The following is a 17,262-nucleotide window of genomic DNA, read 5'->3' on the forward strand; positions in this document are numbered from 1 at the left end:
CGATCAGCCCGGATGACGGCACGATGGACATCGCGATCGTCGGCACGGGTTTCGTCGCCGACTACTATATGACGACCCTTCCCAACCATCCCGGCCTCCGGCTTGCCGGGGTCTTCGACCGCTCGCCGGCGCGGCTCGGCCAGTTCCGCGCTTTCCACAAGGTTCGAGGGTACGAGTCGCTCGCCGCGCTGCTTGCCGACCCGCAGGTCAGAATCGTCGTCAACCTGACCACCCCGGAAAGCCATTTCGAGGTCTCGCGCGCAGCTCTTGAAGCGGGCAAGCACGTCTATTGCGAAAAGCCGCTGGCGATGGATTTGCGCGACGCCGCCCATCTCGTCGATCTTGCCGAACAAGAAGGCCTGACGCTCGCGACTGCTCCCGCCAATGGGCTGAGCGATGCCCATCAACTGGTCGCCGCCGCGCTCGCCGAGGGCCGCATCGGCACGCCGCGCCTCGTCTATGCCGAGATGGAAGACGGGCCGGTCTTTCGCGACAAATGGGCGACCTGGCACTCGCGTTCGGGGGCACCGTGGCCCGGCCTGCACGAGTTCGAGATCGGCTGCACGCTGGAACATGCCGGCTACGCCCTGTCATGGCTGGTGTCGCTGTTCGGCGCTGTCGAATCCCTCACCGCGTTTTCGGCCGTCACCTTTCCCGACAAGGGACCGGAAACGGAAAAAATCACAATGGCGCCCGACTTTTCGGTCGGCTGCCTTTCCTTCCGCTCCGGCGTGGTCGCTCGCCTCACCTCCGGCCTCGCCGCGCCGAAAGATCGCTCGCTGACGATTTTGGGCGACAAGGGTTCGATCACGGTGCGCGACCTGTGGGACAACCGCTCCGCCGTCTTCGTCGAGGAGACCGGCGCGCCGCGAAAGCTGGGCACGCGCATCGTCACGCGGCTGGAGGCGAAGCTTGGCCGCTTTATTTCGTGGAAGCCGACGCCCGGCCAGCGTTTGCCCTATCCATCCGCCTCACGCGCCGCTCTGCCAAATTTCCCCTCGCAGATCGATTTCTGCCGCGGCATCGCCGCCCAGGCCCAAGCCATCGAAGCCGGCGAGCAGCCGTTTTTCGCCGGCCGCCGCGCGCTGCACATCACCGAACTGGCGCTGGCGCTCAACAACGCGAACACCCTGCCGCAGCCTTACAGGATCGTGACCGAGTTTTAGGTCGTCTGCCCGTAGACTGTTAAGCCGACAGGACAGAAGGGGGACGCTGTCCCGCCAACCTCTACATCAGCCCGACAACATCACCGGCAAACGGCCTCGTCAAAATTCAATTCGTCAGAACATACGGACGCCGGAACCCGTTCTGCTCCAGCCACTCGATCGCAGCCTTCGGCTCATCCGTCTGGATGACCGTCGCGCCGTGCTCGGCCCAGAAACCGAAAACCTCTTCGGGAAAACCGGCCTGCACGGCCAGTTCGTCGCCGCGCCCCCGTCCGGTAAAACCGCTCGGCAGGTTGACGATCGGATAGGTGTTCACCCACAGATGCCAGTCGCCGCGCGCCGCCACCGCGCGCATCCGCGCCGAGAAAAGCGCGCCGCCATCGTCCGGCAACCGCCGCCGGTCGCCACGCCAAGTCACCATCTCAACCATGTCGGCGGAAAATGCCCGCGTCACCGTCTCGACGAAACGCGGGTCCTCGACCGCGTCGTCGGCGATGATCGGCATGAACCGGAACCCCGGCCCCGCATCCGCCACGGCCGCCTTCACCGCCGTCAACCGCGTGGCGGAAAAAATATTCTCCTTGAGGATGAGTTCACCTTCCATGCCGAGCCCACGCGCGACCGCGACCATGCCGGCGATATGATCAGCACCGAGCTTGTTGTCGATGTTGACCAGCACCTGGCCCCTGGTCACCTCCAGCATCTCGGCCAGCGTCGGCACGACTTCCTCCGTGACCTCGCCGCTGCCCTCGACCTTGAGATGGCACCTCCTCAAATCGGCGAGCGTGCGCGCCGCCACCTCGCCCTTGCAGTCGGTCGTGCGCTCCAGCCCGCTGTCGTGCATCACGACATATTCGCCGTCTCCGGACATGCGCACGTCGAGTTCGACGATCTCGACCCCGAGCCCGATCGCGTAGCGCACGCCGGCCCTCGAATTCTCCGCCCAGCGGATGACGCCGTTTTCCTTCCAGCCGCCGCGATGCGCGACGACCATGACGTGATCGCGCCAGCGATTGGCATTTTCATACCGGTCGAGAATCTGCTGTACCCGCCCGCCCTCGGCCAAAGCCGGTATTGGCAAGGCGGCGAGCAGGCCGAGGGCCAGGGCGGCGATGAAAGGGCGGCGCACTTCGATTCGCTCCCGGTTCATGCGGATTGCGGCCAGATAGCCGCCAGCCGTGACAGGCCGGTGAATGCAGCCGGCTTACGACGGCGCGGGATGTGTCGAGATTCAGGTCAGGCTCAGTCGAAAATGGTGGCGGTCGGGGTCGCGAAGCGACGAGCGGAGCGTACCTCAGTACGTGAGCACCGGAAGCGCAGAACGCCGCCATTTGCAGGCCAGCCTCACCTGAATCTCGGTACATCCCGGCAATTTTTCGGTTGCACCGCCGTCTTATTCCGCCAATACCTTGCCGCGCGAAACACGAGGGAGATTTGAAAGCATGACGGGATCCGGCATCGATCACGCCTTCACCGCCCGCTCCAACACCGGCCGCGCCGGCGATCCGACCTATGCGGGAGCGCTCTCCTTCATGCGGCGGCACTACACGAAAAACCTCAAGGACGCCGACGCCGTGGTCTGGGGCATCCCGTTCGACGCGGCCGTCTCCAACCGCCCCGGCGCCCGATTCGGGCCGCAGGCAATCCGCCGCGCCTCGGCGATCATGGACAACGACCCGCAATATCCGTTTCACCGCGATCTGTTCGAAAACCTGGCGGTGATCGACTACGGCGACTGCCGGCTCGACTACGGCAACCACCAGAAGACGCCGGCGACCATCGAGCGCGAGGCGGCGAAGGTCCTGAAGTCCGGCGCGTTCCTGCTGACACTCGGCGGCGACCACTACGTCACCTGGCCGCTGCTGAAGGCCCACGCTGCCGTGCACGGACCGCTGGCGCTGGTGCAGTTCGACGCCCACCAGGACACCTGGTTCGACGAGGACAGGCGCATCGACCACGGCTCCTTCGTGGCGCGCGCCGTGCGCGCCGGTATCGTCGATCCGGACCGTTCGATCCAGATCGGCATCCGCACCCACGCCCCCGACGATTTCGGCATAAAGATGCTCTTCGGCCATGACGTCGAGGAGATGCGGGCTTCCGACATCGCCTACGCCATCGTCGAGCGCACCGGCGGCCACAAGGTCTATGTCACCTTCGACATCGACTGCCTCGATCCCGCTTTCGCGCCGGGAACCGGCACGCCGGTGGCGGGCGGGCCGTCTTCGGCAAAAATGCTGTCGGTGCTGCGCCAGCTCGGCCAGCTCGATATCGTCGGCGCCGACGTGGTCGAGGTTGCGCCCGCCTACGACCATGCCGATATAACGGCCATCGCCGGCTCGACGGTGGCGCAGCACTATCTCGGGCTGCTCGCCGAGCGGAAGGCAAGGCTGGCCGACATGAACAACAACAACGGCGTGCACCAGGGCCACGGAATCTAGGGTCTTCGGGTTTCAGGCGCTACGGACCTGAGCCTCATACATCCCTGATCGAACTTCAGGACTCGAACGGAACCGCAGGAAATGAAACCGAAAATCTTCATCGACGGTGAACATGGCACGACCGGCCTGCAGATCCGCGCGCGGCTGGCCGGCCGTGGCGACCTCGAGGTCATCTCCGTTCCGGTCGAGCGCCGCAAGGATATTTCCGCGCGCGCCGAGTTTCTGAACGCCGCCGATGTCGCGATTCTCTGCTTGCCCGACGACGCCGCAAAGGAAAGCGTGGCGCTGATTGAGAACGACACCACACGGGTCATCGACGCCTCGACCGCGCACCGGGTCGCCGCAGGCTGGACCTACGGTTTCGCCGAGATGGACAGGGAGCAGGCAAAAGCCATTGCCACCGGCAAGCGCATTGCCAATCCCGGCTGCTGGCCGCAGGGGCCGATCGCCACGCTGCGCCCGCTGGTCAAGGCCGGCCTGCTGCCCGCCGATCTCGCTGTCTCGATGAACGGCATTTCCGGTTATTCCGGCGGCGGCCGCACCATGATCGAGGACTATGAGAAGCAGGGCGGGGACGCGCCCGAATTCTTCCCCTACGGCCTCACCTTCCAGCACAAGCACGTGCCGGAACTCAAGAAATATGCTGGACTTTCCCGCGACCCGCTGATGCAGCCGGTGGTCGGCAATTTCGCGCAGGGCATGATCACCATGGTGCCGCTGCAGCTCGGTACGTTGGAGCGCGTGCCGAAAGGCGCGGAGCTGCACGCGGCAATCGCCGACCATTATGCCGGCCTCGACGGCGGCGACGTCGAAGTGGCGCCCTTCGCAGCCACCGAGCGCCTGCCGGAGATCGATCCAGAGCGCTACAACGACACCAACACGATGAAACTCTACGTCTTCGCAAACGACGCCAAGGCGCAGGCCGTGCTGCTGGCCGTCTACGACAATCTGGGTAAGGGCGCGTCGGGCGCGGCGGTGCAGAATCTCGACCTGATGATCGGGGCATAGGCGGGCCGCCTTTGGACGTTGCCTTCTTCCCCACTTCCTGGCACCTCTCCGACCCCGTCCTCATCGCCGAAACCTTCTCCAGCCGCATCTGGAAGGTTTTTCGCGCTGACGGCTCGCCGGCGGTCGTCAAGGCGCTGAAACCCTTCGACGATGTCGAGGACGAACTGCGCGGCGCGCATCTGCTCAAATGGCGCGACGGACACGGCGCGATAAGGCTGTTCGGCTTCGAGGGCCGGCAGATGCTGGTCGAATATGCCGGCGAACGGCATCTTTCCGCTGAAATCGATGAAGCTGGCGACCATGCCGCCACCGAAATCGCCGCCGAAGTCATGGCCAAACTGCACGACCCGTCGGTAGAACCGCCGCCCGCCGAACTGCAGCCGCTGCGCGACCGTTTCGCCGCGCTGTTCGACAAGGCGAATGCCGCCTGCGATGGCAAGGCGAGTTCGGAGGCAGTCGCCGACAAGTCCGGCCTCTACGCCGAGGCTGCCGCGACGGCTGAACGCCTTCTCTCGGACCCGCTGGACATCAGGCCGCTGCATGGCGACCTGCACCACGACAACATCCTGCTGTCGCCGCGCGGCTGGCTGGCCATCGATCCCAAGGGCGTGCTCGGCGACCCCGGCTTCGACGCCGCCAATCTGTTCTACAATCCGCTCGAACGCGACGACCTCTGCCACGACGAGAATCGCATCGCGTTCATGGCCAAGGTGTTTGCCAGGACGCTCCAGCAGGACGCACGGCGAATCCTCGACCACGCCTTCGCCTATGGCTGCCTCTCCGCCGCCTGGCATGCCGGCGACGGCAACACGCTCGACGAGGAGCGTGAGCTTTCGGTGGCGCGGGCCGTACGGATTGTGTCGGCAAGGATGTGAACATCGACGGGCTTGCCAAGCCGGACCGCGAGCGCTGCGAACAAGCCGACGGCCGTACAATCTTCACGAACCACTACAGCAAGTGCAAAAAACCTACCGCTCCACCGGCAGCGGACACGCGCCCTTCGTGCCTCGCCAATGCGCGGCCGCAAAGCCGAGCGCGATCAGCGCAAGCCCCTGATGGGTCAGCGCGGCATGCAGATCGACCTGCGTCAGAAGCGTGGCGATACCCACCGCCGCCTGGAGCAGCACAAGATGGAACAGGACGAGCGCACGGCGGGCATGCATGGTGCCGGGCTGCACACGGCGGGTGGCGATCATGTGCCAGAGGGCCGCGGCCAGCACGATATAGGCGCCGAGCCGGTGGATGAACTGCACCGTCTTTGGATTTTCGACCAGATTGCGCCAGATCGGCTCGATGATGAAGAGGTCGCCGGGGACGATGCGGCCGTCCATCAGCGGCCAGGTGTTGTAGGAAAGCCCCGCATCCAGCCCGGCGACCAGTCCTCCGAGAAAGATCTGGACCAGGATGAGCAAGATCAAAATGCCGGCAAAATGCTGGGTCCGCCGGTCCGCGGGGGGAGCCGAATGCGGCGCCAGCCCGCGCGCAACGAGCATGGTCGCGGCGAAGATGATCGAGGCGACGGTCAGGTGAGTTGCGAGCCAGGCCGGGTTGACGCTGGTACGGCCGGTGAGCCCCGAAGCCACCATCAGCCAGCCGATGACGCCCTGAAGCCCGCCAAGCAGGAAAATGCCTGCCAGCTTCGGCGCCAGCCCGCGCTCCAGGCGGCGCGTCGCCCAGAAGAAGGCGAAAGGCAGCGCGAAAAAGATCACGCCGGCCCAGCGCGCCAGCAGCCGGTGTGCCCATTCCCACCAGAAGATGCGCTTGAAGCCCGCCAGATCCATGTCCGCGTTCAATTCCTTGAACTGCGGAATCTGCTGGTATTTCAGGAACTCCTCCTGCCACTCCGCCTCGCCGAGCGGCGGGATCACGCCGTGGATAGGCTTCCACTCGGTGATCGACAGGCCGGACTCGGTGAGCCGCGTGGCGCCACCCACCACCACCACGGCAAAGATCACCACCAGCGCCACATAAAGCCAGCCACGCACCAGCGCGCGGTTGCGCAGCAGCCGGACCCGATCGGCTGCGGGATTGTCGGCGAGAGGAATTGCAGTCATCGGCGGACGATCCGGCCTCGATTTTTCGCGCGAGTGGTGGACCAGCAAGCCGCGTCATGCAAGCCGGGCCCACGCGACAAGCCGTCGCGTGCGGCTTTTGGTGCCTAGGACCAGTTGCGCCGGCTGCCTGGGCGGCCTATCCAGCGGAAGGGAAAACATATGCCGATCCGCCTCAAAAAACTCATCGGTGCGATCCTGCTGGTCGCCCTCGTCATCGTTTATGCGCTGGTCGCCACGATGATCGCCGTGGCGCAGCTTTCGGAATCCGGGCCGCTGGTGCATCTCGCTTTCTTCCTGTTCGGCGGACTGCTGTGGATTCTGCCCGCCATGGGCATCATCAAATGGATGATGCTGCCGCCGCGGCCCTGACGGACCAGAGCTATCCGACCTCCCCGATCTGTCATCCGGTCGCACCGCCTTTGGTGTGGAAATTCTTGCGTCGAGCATTCCTTCACCATTTGCGGTTAGGGTCTGGCGGTCGCGGAGGGTCGCGACGCGGAGCCGGTCTTGCCCCAACTTGAGCGCGAAGGATCGAAGGATGGCTGACGCCGTGGCCGCGGCGCAGGTTCCAGCCGGCGCCTCGCTCTCGGCGCCGCGCAGCAATGCGCATGAGATCGACATCCGCATTTCAGGTGCCTCCGTTGAAGCGTTCGCGCAGTACGGGAAGCTTGATTCCTGCGCAATTGGCACTCCGGCCCAATCCCTCGCATGGGTCAGCGCCTGGGTCGCCACGGCCGCACCCGATTGTGTCTTCGCCACAATCGTCGAAGCGGGAGACCCCGTCTTTTCGCTCGCTCTGGAAGTCGTCCGCAAAGGCCCCTGCCGCATCGCCCGTTTCATGGGCGGCACCCACGCCAACGGCAATTTCGCCCTCGCATTCCCGCGCTGGCTGGCTGGCGAAAAGTCAGCCGAGATCAATGCGCTGATGACGGCGATCGGCCGCGACCGGCCGGATATCGATGTGGTCGTGCTGGAGCGCCTGCTGCCGGAATGCAGCGGTTTCGCCAATCCCCTGCTCGCTCTACCATGCATCAACAGCCCGAACATCTCGCTGGCAGTCAATCTCGAAGGCGGCTTCACTAAACTGGTCGCGGGGCCGAGCGGCAAGCGCAAACGCAAGAAACACCGGACCCAGGCGCGCAAATACGAGTCGGCCGGCGGTTTTCGCCGCATCGAGGCAAATACGATTGACGAAGTCGACCGGCTGCTCGACGCCTTCTTCGCGATGAAGGCATCACGCTTCCGGAAGGCAGGCATCGTCAATGTCTTCGCCGAGGCGGAGGTGCAAAACTTCTTCCGAAAACTATTCGGCGATGCGCTTCCCCGCACGCCAAAACCTTTCGCCCTGCATGGGCTGGAGGTCGGCGGAAAACTGCGCGCAGTAACCGGGGCGAGCCTGTCCGGCCAAAGGCTGATCTGCGAATTCGGCTCCATCGCGGACGACGAGATGATGGTCGCCAGCCCCGGAGAATACCTGTTCTTCGAAAACATCAGGGAAGCCTGCGAACAGGGTCTTGCCGTTTACGATTTCAGCGTCGGCGACGAACTCTACAAGCGACTGTGGTGCGACATCGAGATCCGACATTTCGACGTGCTTGCTCCACTGACGGTCAAGGGCCGGATGACTGCCGGCTCGATGCGGCTGACCGCCGGGTTCAAGACGTTCGTCAAGAACAATCCGACCGTCTGGCGGCTTACCAAGCTGCTGCGCAGGCGAACCATCGGCAGGAAACCCGCCCCACCCGATTCCGACGAGGATTGATCCTCAGGCGGCCGTGCGGTCCGGCTCGGGCGGATTGACGTAATCGGCCGGCGTGACCAGCGTCAGCCCCTCATAGCCACTGGCCGCGAGGTCGTCGCGCGCCGCCAGAACGTCTTCGGCCGGCTCGATGACGCTCACCAGAACCTCGGTTCCTTCCGAGACCAGCCGGCGGATGCTTTCCGCGCCGGCCGGGCCGCATTCGACGATCACCACGTCGTAGGCGGCGGAGAGCGTGTCCATGATCGCCGGCAGCCGCTCCACCGAACGCATGGCCTTGCGCTGATCGGCTGTGCCGACGGGAATGACGTGGCAGTCGGAATAAAGGTCGGAATGGATGACGTCGATGAACTTCGCCTCGCCGGCCAGGAGATCGGTGATGCCGGGAAGTTCTTCTTCGCCCAGCATGGGCCGCGACGCCGCGCCCATCGCGGTCAAATCGACAAGGAGCACACGCAGTCCCGCATCCGCCACGCCGCGCGCCACCATGACCGCGCTCGCCGCCGCCTCGTCGCCTTCCGGCGAAACGAACAGAGCACGCGAGGCGCCGCCGGCAATCAGCATCTCGGCGGCTTCCTGCGCCGAGACCTGGCCATGGCTCTGCCCGCCGTCGATCTCGCCGCCCTCTGACCCGGCGACCGGCGCCTCGACCGGCATGGGCTCCGGCATACGGATCTGTTCGACGGGTTCGAAATAGGCGCCCTCCGCGGGCCGCATGGCGCGGCCGGAGAACAGTTCGCGTAGCAGGATGCCAATGCTCATCAGCAACAACGAAGCCGCGAAAGCCGCGCCGACGATCGGCACGACCTTCGGGAAATACGGATCGACGGGCGTGACGGCGCGCGAGAAGATGCGCGCATCGGCTGGCAGATAGTCGCCGTCACGGCGCGAGGCCGCCTCGCGGTAGCGTGTCAGGTAGGATTCCAGCAGTTCGCGCTGCGCGGCGGCCTCGCGTTCCAGCGCCCGCAACTCGACCTCCTTCTCGCCGACGCGCGACGATTCGGCCTTGAGCCGATTGAGCTCGGCAACCAGTTGGCCTTCGCGCAGCCGCGCCGATTCGGCCGTGCTTGACAGGCTCTGCAGGATCTTCTGCGCCTCGGCTTCGACCTGGCGGTCCAGATCGGCCAGTTGCGAACGCAGCGCCCGGATGCGCGGGTGGTTGTCGAGCAGCGTGGTCGAGAGGTCGGCGATGTCGGCCCGCAATTGCACCTGGCGCTCGCGCAGCCGCTGGATCAGGTTCGATGACACCACGTCCGGAAAGGCGTCGAGCGAGCCGTTGCGCAGGGCCAGCCGCACGCTCTCGGCATTGGCCTCCGCGGCCGCGCGGTTGGCGCGCGTGCGCGAGAGCTCCGTCGAGAGTTCGGCGAGTTGCTGGGTGGCGAGCGCGGCGTTGTTCTGGCCGATCAAGAGATCCGACTGCGAGCGATACGCCGCAACCCGCGCCTCGGCTTCCTTCACACGCGCCGTGAGCGCCTGGATTTCCGGCTCCAGCCATTCGGTCGCGGCGGTGTTGGACTGGAGTTTTGCCTCGCGGCTGAACTGCAGATAGGCGTCGGCGATGGCGTTCGGAACGGCAGCCGCGAGTTTCGGATCCTCCGAGGAAAACTCGATGGCGATGACGCGCGAATTCTCGACCCGGTAGACCTTGAGTTTTTCACGGAAGGCTTCCAGCACCCGCTCTTCGGCGGGAATCTCGCCGGGGTCGCTCTTCAGGCCGGCGAGAACCAGCAGCCGCGTGAAAACCGACTGCCCCGCGGCCGCGTCGAATTCCGGCAGGCTGGCGAGGTTGAGCTTCTTGGCGACCTGAGCCAGCAGATCGGTCGAGGTGATCACCTCGACCTGGCTGAGCACGCCCTCCTGGTCGAGCAGCGGCCCGCCGCCGGCATCCTGGCCGCTCGGGCGCGTGAACACCGATTCGCGCGTCTCGATGAGCAGCCGCGTCTCGGCCTTGTAATAAGGCGTGGCGAGGGAGGCGAGGACGAATGCCACGGCCGAAACCACGATGGCGACCAGCAGAATGATCTTCCAGGCCTTCGCCATGCTGGCGAAGAGCTTTCCGAGGTCGACATCGACATCCCTGGCGCTCGAATTCACGGCTGACATACGTCCAACTCCGGCTGCCCGTCAGATGCGACCGTAAAGAACTATGGTAACTCACGCGTTAAGATATGGTCTACACGGCGCATTGGCCACCGGCCCGCCCCGCCCACGGCGAGGCCAAAAATGCTCGCCTGACGGAGTCGTCACGGGGCACCTTTACGCCGTGTTAACCCTAACCATTCGATAACGGCGGACATCCGAATGCGCCTGAAAGTTAAGGCGCTGACCGAGGGCAGTTCGTGGCCATGAAGACCTTCATCTTACCCGTGCTGGCCCTGGCCTTGGCCGTCGGCGGCTGCTCGGGTTACCGGCCGACGCCGTCGGCCTTCCATGCGGTATTGAACGAGCCTTACCGGCTCGGCGCCGGCGACCGCGTCCGCGTCACCGTCTTCGAGCAGGACAGCCTGACCAACACCTACAGCGTCAACTCCGCCGGCTTCATCGCCTTCCCGCTGGTCGGCTCGGTCCCGGCGCGCGGTAGCTCCGTGCAGGAACTGGAAGCGGCGCTCGCCGCCAAACTGCGCGAGGGCTTCCTGCGCGACCCCGACGTCTCCGTGGAAGTCGACCAGTACCGCCCCGTCTTCGTCATGGGCGAAGTGGGCGCGGCCGGACAATATTCCTACGTCCCCGGCCTTACCGTCCAGAAGGCTGTGGCCATGGCCGGCGGCTTCACGCCACGCGCCAATCAAGGTAGCGTCGACATCACCCGCGACATCAATGGAAAAGTCATGACCGGACGTGTCCTCACCTCGGATCCGCTGATGCCGGGCGACACCGTCTACGTACGCGAACGCCTGTTCTGACCGGGCGACGCGGCGCCCGTGGCTCCTCCCCTCCGGATCGTCCACTGCTTCCGGTCGCCGGTCGGCGGAATCTTCCGCCATGTCCGCGATCTGACCGAGGCGCAGGTCGCCGCTGGGCACAAGGTGGGCATCGTCTGCGATTCCAACACAGGCGGGGAATTCGAGGAAAAACTGTTCGCCGGCATGATGGACCAGTTGGCGCTGGGCATCCACCGAACGCCGATACAGCGGCACATCGGCCCCGGCGACATCGCCGCGGCCTGGAGAACATTTAGGATCATCAAGGAATTGCAGCCGAACGTGATACATGGGCATGGCGCCAAGGGTGGCGTCTACGCCCGTCTGTTCGGCTCACTGTTGCGGGTTTCCAGGTCTCGCGTAGCCCGCCTCTATTCACCGCATGGCGGAAGCCTGCACTATGACGAGAACACGACGACGGGGAAGGTGTTTTTCCTGCTGGAGCGGCTGATGAGCCGCTTCACCGACCATCTGCTGTTCGTCTCGGAGTATGAGCGGCGCGCCTATCGCCGCAAGGTCGGCGAACCGCCGATCCCCAATACCCTGGTCCATAACGGGTTGCGCGCCGCCGAGTTCGCACCGGTCGCACCGGTCGCCGGCGCCGCCGATTTCCTCTACATCGGCATGATGCGCGACCTCAAAGGTCCCGACCTCTTCATCGATGCGCTGGCCCAGGTGGAGATGCGCACCGGGCGGACGGTGACGGCCGAGATGGTGGGCGCGGGCGACGATCTGCCGAAATATTACGAGCAGGTGGCGCGGCTGGGGCTTTCGGAGCGTGTCCGCTTCCATCCCCCGATGCCGGCCCGCGAGGCATTCGCGCTTGCCCGCACCATCGTCGTGCCGTCGCGCGCCGAGGCGATGCCGTATGTCGTCCTGGAGGCGCTCGCCGCCGGCATGCCCATGGTGGCGACGGGGGTCGGCGGCATTCCGGAAATATTCGGTGCCGATTCGCCTGCGCTCGTCACCCCGGATGCGGCGGAACTCGCAGGCAAGATGGTGCAGGCGCTCACCGAACCCGACTTATTCGCGGCGTCGATGCCATCCAGCGACGAGTTGCGCGCCCGCTTCGGCGCCGACGTGATGGCGGCACGCATCGAGCAGGCCTATCGCGAGACGCTTGCCGCATAGCTCAGTCGCACGATCGTCATTGCCAACGGCGCCGCACTTCCTCAAACTGTCCCCGTAACTTCAAGGGATTATTAGGTCGCGGCCGCTAAGGTCGGGCAATTCCTCGCGGACAATTCAATGGCAAAGATCGATCCAGCCGAGCGCTTCTCGCCGGACGCCGTACGTAAGGCTGAAGGCGGTGAAAAGAAGCCGGGACCCGTAAAACTCGGCAAGATCGCGCAGCAGGTCGCCGCCCAGTACCGGCGCGATACCATGTCGCCTGTGATGGTTGCCGGCGTCCTGCGGCTGGTCGAATTCGCAATCCTCTTCGTCTCAGGCATGGCTCTCTTTGCCTACTATGTCGGCCTGTCGACGCATCTCTACTGGCACTATCCGGTGATCATCGCCTGCGTATCGCTGGCGACCGTCATCGGCCTGGAGTTCTTCGATTGCTATCAGGTGCCGGCGCTGATGCGGCCTACGAAATATGTGGGCCGCATCGCTCTTGTGTGGGCCGGCGCCTTCGCCATCGTCGCGATTGCCGGCTTCGTGTTCAAGATTTCCGAGGATTTCTCGCGCCTGCTCTTCGGGCTCTGGTTCGTCGTTGGCCTCGGCCTGTTGCTTGCGGTGCGGATGGTCATGGCGAGGATGATCCGGCGATGGGCGCGCAACGGGCGCATGGAGCGCCGCGCGGTGATCGTCGGCGGCGGCAACGCGGCCGAGGGCCTGATCCGCTCGATCGAGCAGCAGCCCTACAACGACATCCGCATCTGCGGCATCTTCGACGACCGCGACGACAAGCGCTCGCCGCCGATCGTCGCCGGCTATCCGAAGCTCGGCAACATCGCCGAACTGATCGAGTTCGCGCGCATCGCCCGCATCGACATGCTGATCGTGTCGCTGCCGCTCACGGCGGAAAGCCGGGTGCTGTCATTGCTGAAGAAGCTGTGGGTGCTGCCGGTCGACATCCGCCTGTCCGCCCACAACAACCAGTTGCAGTTCCGGCCGCGCTCCTATTCCTTCATCGGCTCGGTGCCGCTGCTCGACATATTCGACAAGCCGATCAACGATTGGGACTCGGTCGCCAAGCGCGCATTCGACATCATCTTCTCGATCGTCGGCATCATCGTCTTCTCACCGATCATGCTCTTGACGGCCATCGCCATAAAACTCGACAGCAGGGGTCCGGTGTTCTTCAAGCAGAAGCGCCACGGCTTCAACAACGAGGAGGTCGAGGTCTACAAGTTCCGCTCGATGTATGTCGAGCAGTCCGACCCGACGGCCAAGAAGACCGTGACCAAGAACGATCCGCGCGTCACGCGCGTCGGGCGTTTCATCCGGAAAACCTCGATCGACGAGCTGCCGCAGTTCTTCAACGCGCTGTTCGGCAGCCTGTCCCTGGTCGGCCCGCGCCCGCACGCGGTGGCCGCGCAGTCGCATAATCTGCTCTATACCGAAGTCGTCGATGGTTACTTTGCCCGCCACCGCGTAAAGCCCGGCGTCACCGGCTGGGCACAGATCAATGGCTGGCGCGGCGAGATGGACACCGACGAAAAGATCAAGATGCGCACCGAATATGACCTCTTTTACATCGAGAACTGGTCGCTCTGGCTCGATCTGAAGATCCTCGTGCTGACGCCCATCCGCCTGCTCAACACGGAAAACGCCTATTGAGCACGGTCGTCCAGCCCGTCTCCGCGGGCGCGGTCAATGCCAAGCTGGTCCAGCTCATCTCGGCCGGCGCGGTGGCGCTCGGCATCCTTTTGTCCGGTTTCGTCATCAACGAGCCGGCGCCCTACGAAATCTACATGGCCGGCCTGATCGCGGTGTGGGCGCTGTTCGGCCTGCGCATCTCGCGCACCGTCGCGCCGCTGCTGGTGCTGCTGGTCGTCTTCAACATCGGCGGCATGATCTCGATGACGCAGATGGACGATCTGGCGTCGACGCCGCTGTACATCGCCGTCTCGCTGTTCCTGGCCTTCACCGCGGTGTTCTTTGCCTCGGTCACCGAAGCGCAGCCGGGGCTTTACCGGGTGATCTTCGTGTCCTACGTGATCGCCGCCGTCGGCACGTCGATCCTCGGCGTGCTCGGCTATTTCGGCGCCTTCCCCGGCGCTGAAATCTTCACCAAATACGAGCGCGCGGCCGGCGCCTTCCAGGACCCGAACGTGTTCGGCCCCTTCCTGACGCTACCCGGCATCTGGCTGCTGCACCGGCTGATGACCGGCAGCGTCGCAAAGATGCCGCTGCTTGCCCTGCCGCTGCTGATCATCGTCGCCGGCATCTTCTTCTCCTTCTCGCGCGGCGCGTGGGGCCTGTTCGCGGTCTCCGCGATCCTGCTGGTGACCGGGCTTTTCCTGCAGAGCAGCAACGGACTGTTCCGGCTGCGCATCGTCGTCATGACCATCGGCGTCATCGCATTGCTGATCCTGGCGCTGCTGATCGTCCTGCAGATCCCGACCGTGTCGGAACTGTTCACCACGCGCGCGCAGCTCGTCCAGGACTATGATTCGGCGCGCCTCGGCCGCTTCGCCCGGCACCTCCTGGGTTTCGAGATGGCGATGGAGCATCCGCTCGGCATCGGACCGCTGGCCTTCGGCCTCATCTATGGCGAGGACACGCACGACATCTGGCTGAAGGCGCTGCTCGATTATGGCTGGCTGGGCTTTGCCTCCTACCTGATCCTGATCGTCTGGACGCTTGCCGGCGGTTTTCGCATCCTCTTCCGCGACCGGCCATGGCAGCCCTATCTGCTCTGCGCCTATGTCACGCTGATCGGCCATATCGGGCTGGGCACCGTGATCGACACGGACCACTGGCGGCACTTCTACCTTCTGCTCGGCCTGATCTGGGGTGCGATGGCGCTTGAGGCGCGGCACCAATATGCGCTTGCTGCGCGGCGGCCCTATTTGATGAAATAGGCACCCGCGTATTTCTGCAATTGCGCCTTGTGCATCAGCGAGCGGTCGCCGCCGCCGTCGAACATGAAATTCTGCTTTCCGCCCGGCACCGACGTCGTCGTCAGATGGTCCGGCCCGATCGGCGAGGCATGGCCGGACTCATGCAGCATCGTCACTGAATCGCTGGTCGGCCCCACCATGCACCAGGGCAGCCAGGGACCGGCATCAACCGTCAGCCCGTTGGCCGGAAACTTGAAATTGCAGAAGATCACCGGCAGCCGCTGCTTGCGCGGTTCCACCGCCTGGTCGTCGAATTTGGCAGCGCAGCGGTTGCGCAATTCGTTGTAGCCGTCCGGATGCAGAAGCCCGTCCTCCTTCACCGGAACTTTTACTGCGAACTGATCGGTCATTTCGCCGTTCGCGGGGATCAGGCTGAGCTTCATGCCGTGCTCGGCCAGCATCTTGCGCATCGTCGTGATGCAATCCTTGTGAATGGCGCCGAAATAATTGTCGCCCCAGAACAGCGTAAGCCGCACCTCGAGCCCGCCCGGCACGATGTAGTCCGTTTCCCAGCCCGAGCTTCCCATGGTGTCCTCCCAAGCGCCGTCGGGCGACAGGACCCGCAGCGCGTGCCCGATGCTACAACGAAGCGGGCCTGGACGAAATGGCAGGAAATCCGGCTCGTCCGGGACGCAAAGGGTTCGCTGCGAGCGCCGTTGTCAGCATCCGTCAGGATTATTTTTCCGAAACCTTTCCCCACCCTTCGCAACCTCGCCGATAATCCTCGCCGCCCGTGTCGGAAAGGAACGGCTGTGTTGGCGATGGACTGGAATGCGGCGATCGACAAGAACCGGGAAGCGCTGAAGCGCATCCTCGCCATGCTCGTCGCCATGGCCGGGCTGAGCGGCGGTGTCAAGCTTGGCGCTGAGGCCGGAATGGCTGCCGGTGCCGGGCATGGCGCCGGGGAGCTTGGCGCCGGTGAGCCTGGCGCCGGTGAGCCTGGCGCTGGGGGACAGTTTTTTTTCTTTCCGCGGAAGGGCGCTGCCGCTTCAAGGCGGGCGCGGGCGGAAAAAAACAAACTGTCCCCGGCACTGACCCTCCCTCGCCGCCTCCACCGCGCCGTTCTCAGACTGCTGCGTCCGGCAGAGGCAGCGGCTCGACGCCTGATCATCGTGGCGGCGCGGGGCCTTATAATAACCTTGCCGCCACTGCGTCCGCGAACACCGAAACCGAAAAACCCGGAACCGCTGCTGCGCGGCTTCGGCATCGCCGTCACCCTGTCGCGCGATGATCTCAGGCGTGCCGCAGCCGCCAGGCGCGCAGCGGAAATCCGTGCCGCCCGCCCGAAACGGCTCAGCCTGCCGCTGCTCGATCCGCTGCGAGACCCGTTCCGCGTCCAGCGCCGCTACCAGCCCGCGCACACCGTGCCGCGCATTCTGTTTCCCGGCGTCGCCGATCCATCTTCCTTCCCACGACCGCCATCGCCTCGCGATCCTATAAACGCGGCGCGTCTGGCGCTTCGCCTGCAAGCGCTGGCTGCCGCGCTGGACGACCTGCCGGGCCAGGCAAGACGTTTTGCCCGCTGGAAGGCGCGGCGCGACGCGGCCCTCGCGCGAGACAGGGACGCAGGCAAAGCAGGTACACAAACCGCAAGCCGTGGCGCGGCCAGTTCGTACAGCAAAGGTCGCCGCGCGAATTGGATCCGCCTCAGTCCGCTGAAACCCGGCCGGCCTCCGGGCTGGAGCCGAAAGCCCACCCATGACGTCCACGAGGTCTTGGACGTGGTCCATGGGCTCGCCATGTGGGCGCTGGAGCCTGCCGACACGTCATGACCGGCGTCATTCCGGACAATGCAAACGCAGGCATCGACGGCCGGCGCGGATTTTTCGCGGTCTGGCGACGATCC

Annotated in this window: 15 protein-coding genes; 11 read left to right on the forward strand and 4 right to left on the reverse strand. The window is 64.9% G+C overall.

Translation table 11 applies throughout. From position 1 onward, the window contains the following. The first annotated feature begins 23 nt into the window (after positions 1 to 23). The gene (locus tag ABMA59_RS25690; RefSeq protein WP_349008230.1) at positions 24 to 1,166 is read left to right on the forward strand and encodes a Gfo/Idh/MocA family protein; all 1,143 of its coding nucleotides are present in this window, start codon (positions 24 to 26) and stop codon (positions 1,164 to 1,166) included. Between the two features lie 106 nt (positions 1,167 to 1,272). Here the strand turns inward: ABMA59_RS25690 and ABMA59_RS25695 are convergent, their stop codons facing one another. Then, complete coding sequence (locus tag ABMA59_RS25695) at positions 1,273 to 2,295, reverse strand: glycerophosphodiester phosphodiesterase family protein (protein WP_349008231.1); 1,023 nt, start codon at positions 2,293 to 2,295, stop codon at positions 1,273 to 1,275. Between the two features lie 313 nt (positions 2,296 to 2,608). Here ABMA59_RS25695 and speB point away from each other — a divergent pair, with 313 nt between their 5' ends. From speB to ABMA59_RS25710, 3 genes are all read left to right on the forward strand, one after another. After that, positions 2,609 to 3,604: an agmatinase gene (gene speB, locus ABMA59_RS25700; protein WP_349008232.1), complete on the forward strand. Its 996-nt coding sequence runs from the start codon at positions 2,609 to 2,611 to the stop codon at positions 3,602 to 3,604. Positions 3,605 to 3,685: 81 nt separating this feature from the next. Then, positions 3,686 to 4,612, forward strand: a complete 927-nt coding sequence (argC, locus tag ABMA59_RS25705; RefSeq protein WP_349008233.1) for an N-acetyl-gamma-glutamyl-phosphate reductase — start codon at positions 3,686 to 3,688, stop codon at positions 4,610 to 4,612. An 11-nt stretch (positions 4,613 to 4,623) separates the two neighbouring features. Beyond that, positions 4,624 to 5,487, forward strand: coding sequence for an aminoglycoside phosphotransferase family protein (locus ABMA59_RS25710; protein WP_349008234.1), 864 nt, complete (start codon positions 4,624 to 4,626; stop codon positions 5,485 to 5,487). 93 nt (positions 5,488 to 5,580) lie between these two features. On the opposite strand, the gene ABMA59_RS25715 is transcribed toward ABMA59_RS25710, so the two are convergent. After that, on the reverse strand, positions 5,581 to 6,666 hold the full coding sequence (locus tag ABMA59_RS25715; RefSeq protein WP_349008235.1) for a COX15/CtaA family protein: 1,086 nt from the start codon (positions 6,664 to 6,666) through the stop codon (positions 5,581 to 5,583). Positions 6,667 to 6,825: 159 nt separating this feature from the next. Between ABMA59_RS25715 and ABMA59_RS25720 the strand changes: the two genes are divergently transcribed. Continuing rightward, the gene (locus ABMA59_RS25720) at positions 6,826 to 7,035 is read left to right on the forward strand and encodes a DUF2842 domain-containing protein (protein WP_349008236.1); all 210 of its coding nucleotides are present in this window, start codon (positions 6,826 to 6,828) and stop codon (positions 7,033 to 7,035) included. 169 nt (positions 7,036 to 7,204) lie between these two features. Next, on the forward strand, positions 7,205 to 8,428 hold the full coding sequence (locus ABMA59_RS25725) for a GNAT family N-acetyltransferase (RefSeq protein ID WP_349008237.1): 1,224 nt from the start codon (positions 7,205 to 7,207) through the stop codon (positions 8,426 to 8,428). A 3-nt stretch (positions 8,429 to 8,431) separates the two neighbouring features. Here the strand turns inward: ABMA59_RS25725 and ABMA59_RS25730 are convergent, their stop codons facing one another. Beyond that, positions 8,432 to 10,528, reverse strand: coding sequence for a GumC family protein (locus ABMA59_RS25730; RefSeq protein ID WP_349008238.1), 2,097 nt, complete (start codon positions 10,526 to 10,528; stop codon positions 8,432 to 8,434). Between the two features lie 242 nt (positions 10,529 to 10,770). Here ABMA59_RS25730 and ABMA59_RS25735 point away from each other — a divergent pair, with 242 nt between their 5' ends. From ABMA59_RS25735 to ABMA59_RS25750, 4 genes are all read left to right on the forward strand, one after another. Then, on the forward strand, positions 10,771 to 11,328 hold the full coding sequence (locus ABMA59_RS25735; protein WP_349008239.1) for a polysaccharide biosynthesis/export family protein: 558 nt from the start codon (positions 10,771 to 10,773) through the stop codon (positions 11,326 to 11,328). A gap of 18 nt (positions 11,329 to 11,346) precedes the next feature. Continuing rightward, the gene (locus tag ABMA59_RS25740; RefSeq protein WP_349008240.1) at positions 11,347 to 12,477 is read left to right on the forward strand and encodes a glycosyltransferase family 4 protein; all 1,131 of its coding nucleotides are present in this window, start codon (positions 11,347 to 11,349) and stop codon (positions 12,475 to 12,477) included. A gap of 117 nt (positions 12,478 to 12,594) precedes the next feature. Then, positions 12,595 to 14,130, forward strand: a complete 1,536-nt coding sequence (locus tag ABMA59_RS25745; protein WP_349008241.1) for an undecaprenyl-phosphate glucose phosphotransferase — start codon at positions 12,595 to 12,597, stop codon at positions 14,128 to 14,130. Beyond that, entirely contained in the window at positions 14,127 to 15,377 is a 1,251-nt protein-coding gene (locus ABMA59_RS25750; protein WP_349008242.1) for an O-antigen ligase family protein, read from the forward strand. The genes ABMA59_RS25745 and ABMA59_RS25750 overlap by 4 nt, the downstream gene beginning before the upstream one ends. Here ABMA59_RS25750 and ABMA59_RS25755 read toward each other — a convergent pair. Next, positions 15,362 to 15,943, reverse strand: a complete 582-nt coding sequence (locus ABMA59_RS25755; protein WP_349008243.1) for a hypothetical protein — start codon at positions 15,941 to 15,943, stop codon at positions 15,362 to 15,364. The genes ABMA59_RS25750 and ABMA59_RS25755 overlap by 16 nt on opposite strands. Before the next feature lie 234 nt (positions 15,944 to 16,177). Here ABMA59_RS25755 and ABMA59_RS25760 point away from each other — a divergent pair, with 234 nt between their 5' ends. Next, the gene (locus ABMA59_RS25760; protein WP_349008287.1) at positions 16,178 to 17,188 is read left to right on the forward strand and encodes a hypothetical protein; all 1,011 of its coding nucleotides are present in this window, start codon (positions 16,178 to 16,180) and stop codon (positions 17,186 to 17,188) included. Positions 17,189 to 17,262: the final 74 nt, after the last annotated feature.

Origin of the sequence: Mesorhizobium yinganensis (assembly GCF_040081985.1) — a bacterium.
Taxonomy (GTDB): domain Bacteria; phylum Pseudomonadota; class Alphaproteobacteria; order Rhizobiales; family Rhizobiaceae; genus Kumtagia; species Kumtagia yinganensis.

Bases quoted from the DNA above. Each gene is read 5' to 3' on its own strand.
- ABMA59_RS25745 (WP_349008241.1), top strand. From the start codon at position 12,595: ATGGCAAAGATCGATCCAGCCGAGCGCTTCTCGCCGGACGCCGTACGT.
- ABMA59_RS25755 (WP_349008243.1), bottom strand. From the start codon at position 15,943: ATGGGAAGCTCGGGCTGGGAAACGGACTACATCGTGCCGGGCGGGCTC.
- ABMA59_RS25715 (WP_349008235.1), bottom strand. From the start codon at position 6,666: ATGACTGCAATTCCTCTCGCCGACAATCCCGCAGCCGATCGGGTCCGG.
- ABMA59_RS25720 (WP_349008236.1), top strand. From the start codon at position 6,826: ATGCCGATCCGCCTCAAAAAACTCATCGGTGCGATCCTGCTGGTCGCC.
- ABMA59_RS25730 (WP_349008238.1), bottom strand. From the start codon at position 10,528: ATGTCAGCCGTGAATTCGAGCGCCAGGGATGTCGATGTCGACCTCGGA.
- ABMA59_RS25690 (WP_349008230.1), top strand. From the start codon at position 24: ATGGACATCGCGATCGTCGGCACGGGTTTCGTCGCCGACTACTATATG.
- ABMA59_RS25725 (WP_349008237.1), top strand. From the start codon at position 7,205: ATGGCTGACGCCGTGGCCGCGGCGCAGGTTCCAGCCGGCGCCTCGCTC.
- argC (WP_349008233.1), top strand. From the start codon at position 3,686: ATGAAACCGAAAATCTTCATCGACGGTGAACATGGCACGACCGGCCTG.
- ABMA59_RS25760 (WP_349008287.1), top strand. From the start codon at position 16,178: ATGGACTGGAATGCGGCGATCGACAAGAACCGGGAAGCGCTGAAGCGC.
- speB (WP_349008232.1), top strand. From the start codon at position 2,609: ATGACGGGATCCGGCATCGATCACGCCTTCACCGCCCGCTCCAACACC.
- ABMA59_RS25735 (WP_349008239.1), top strand. From the start codon at position 10,771: ATGAAGACCTTCATCTTACCCGTGCTGGCCCTGGCCTTGGCCGTCGGC.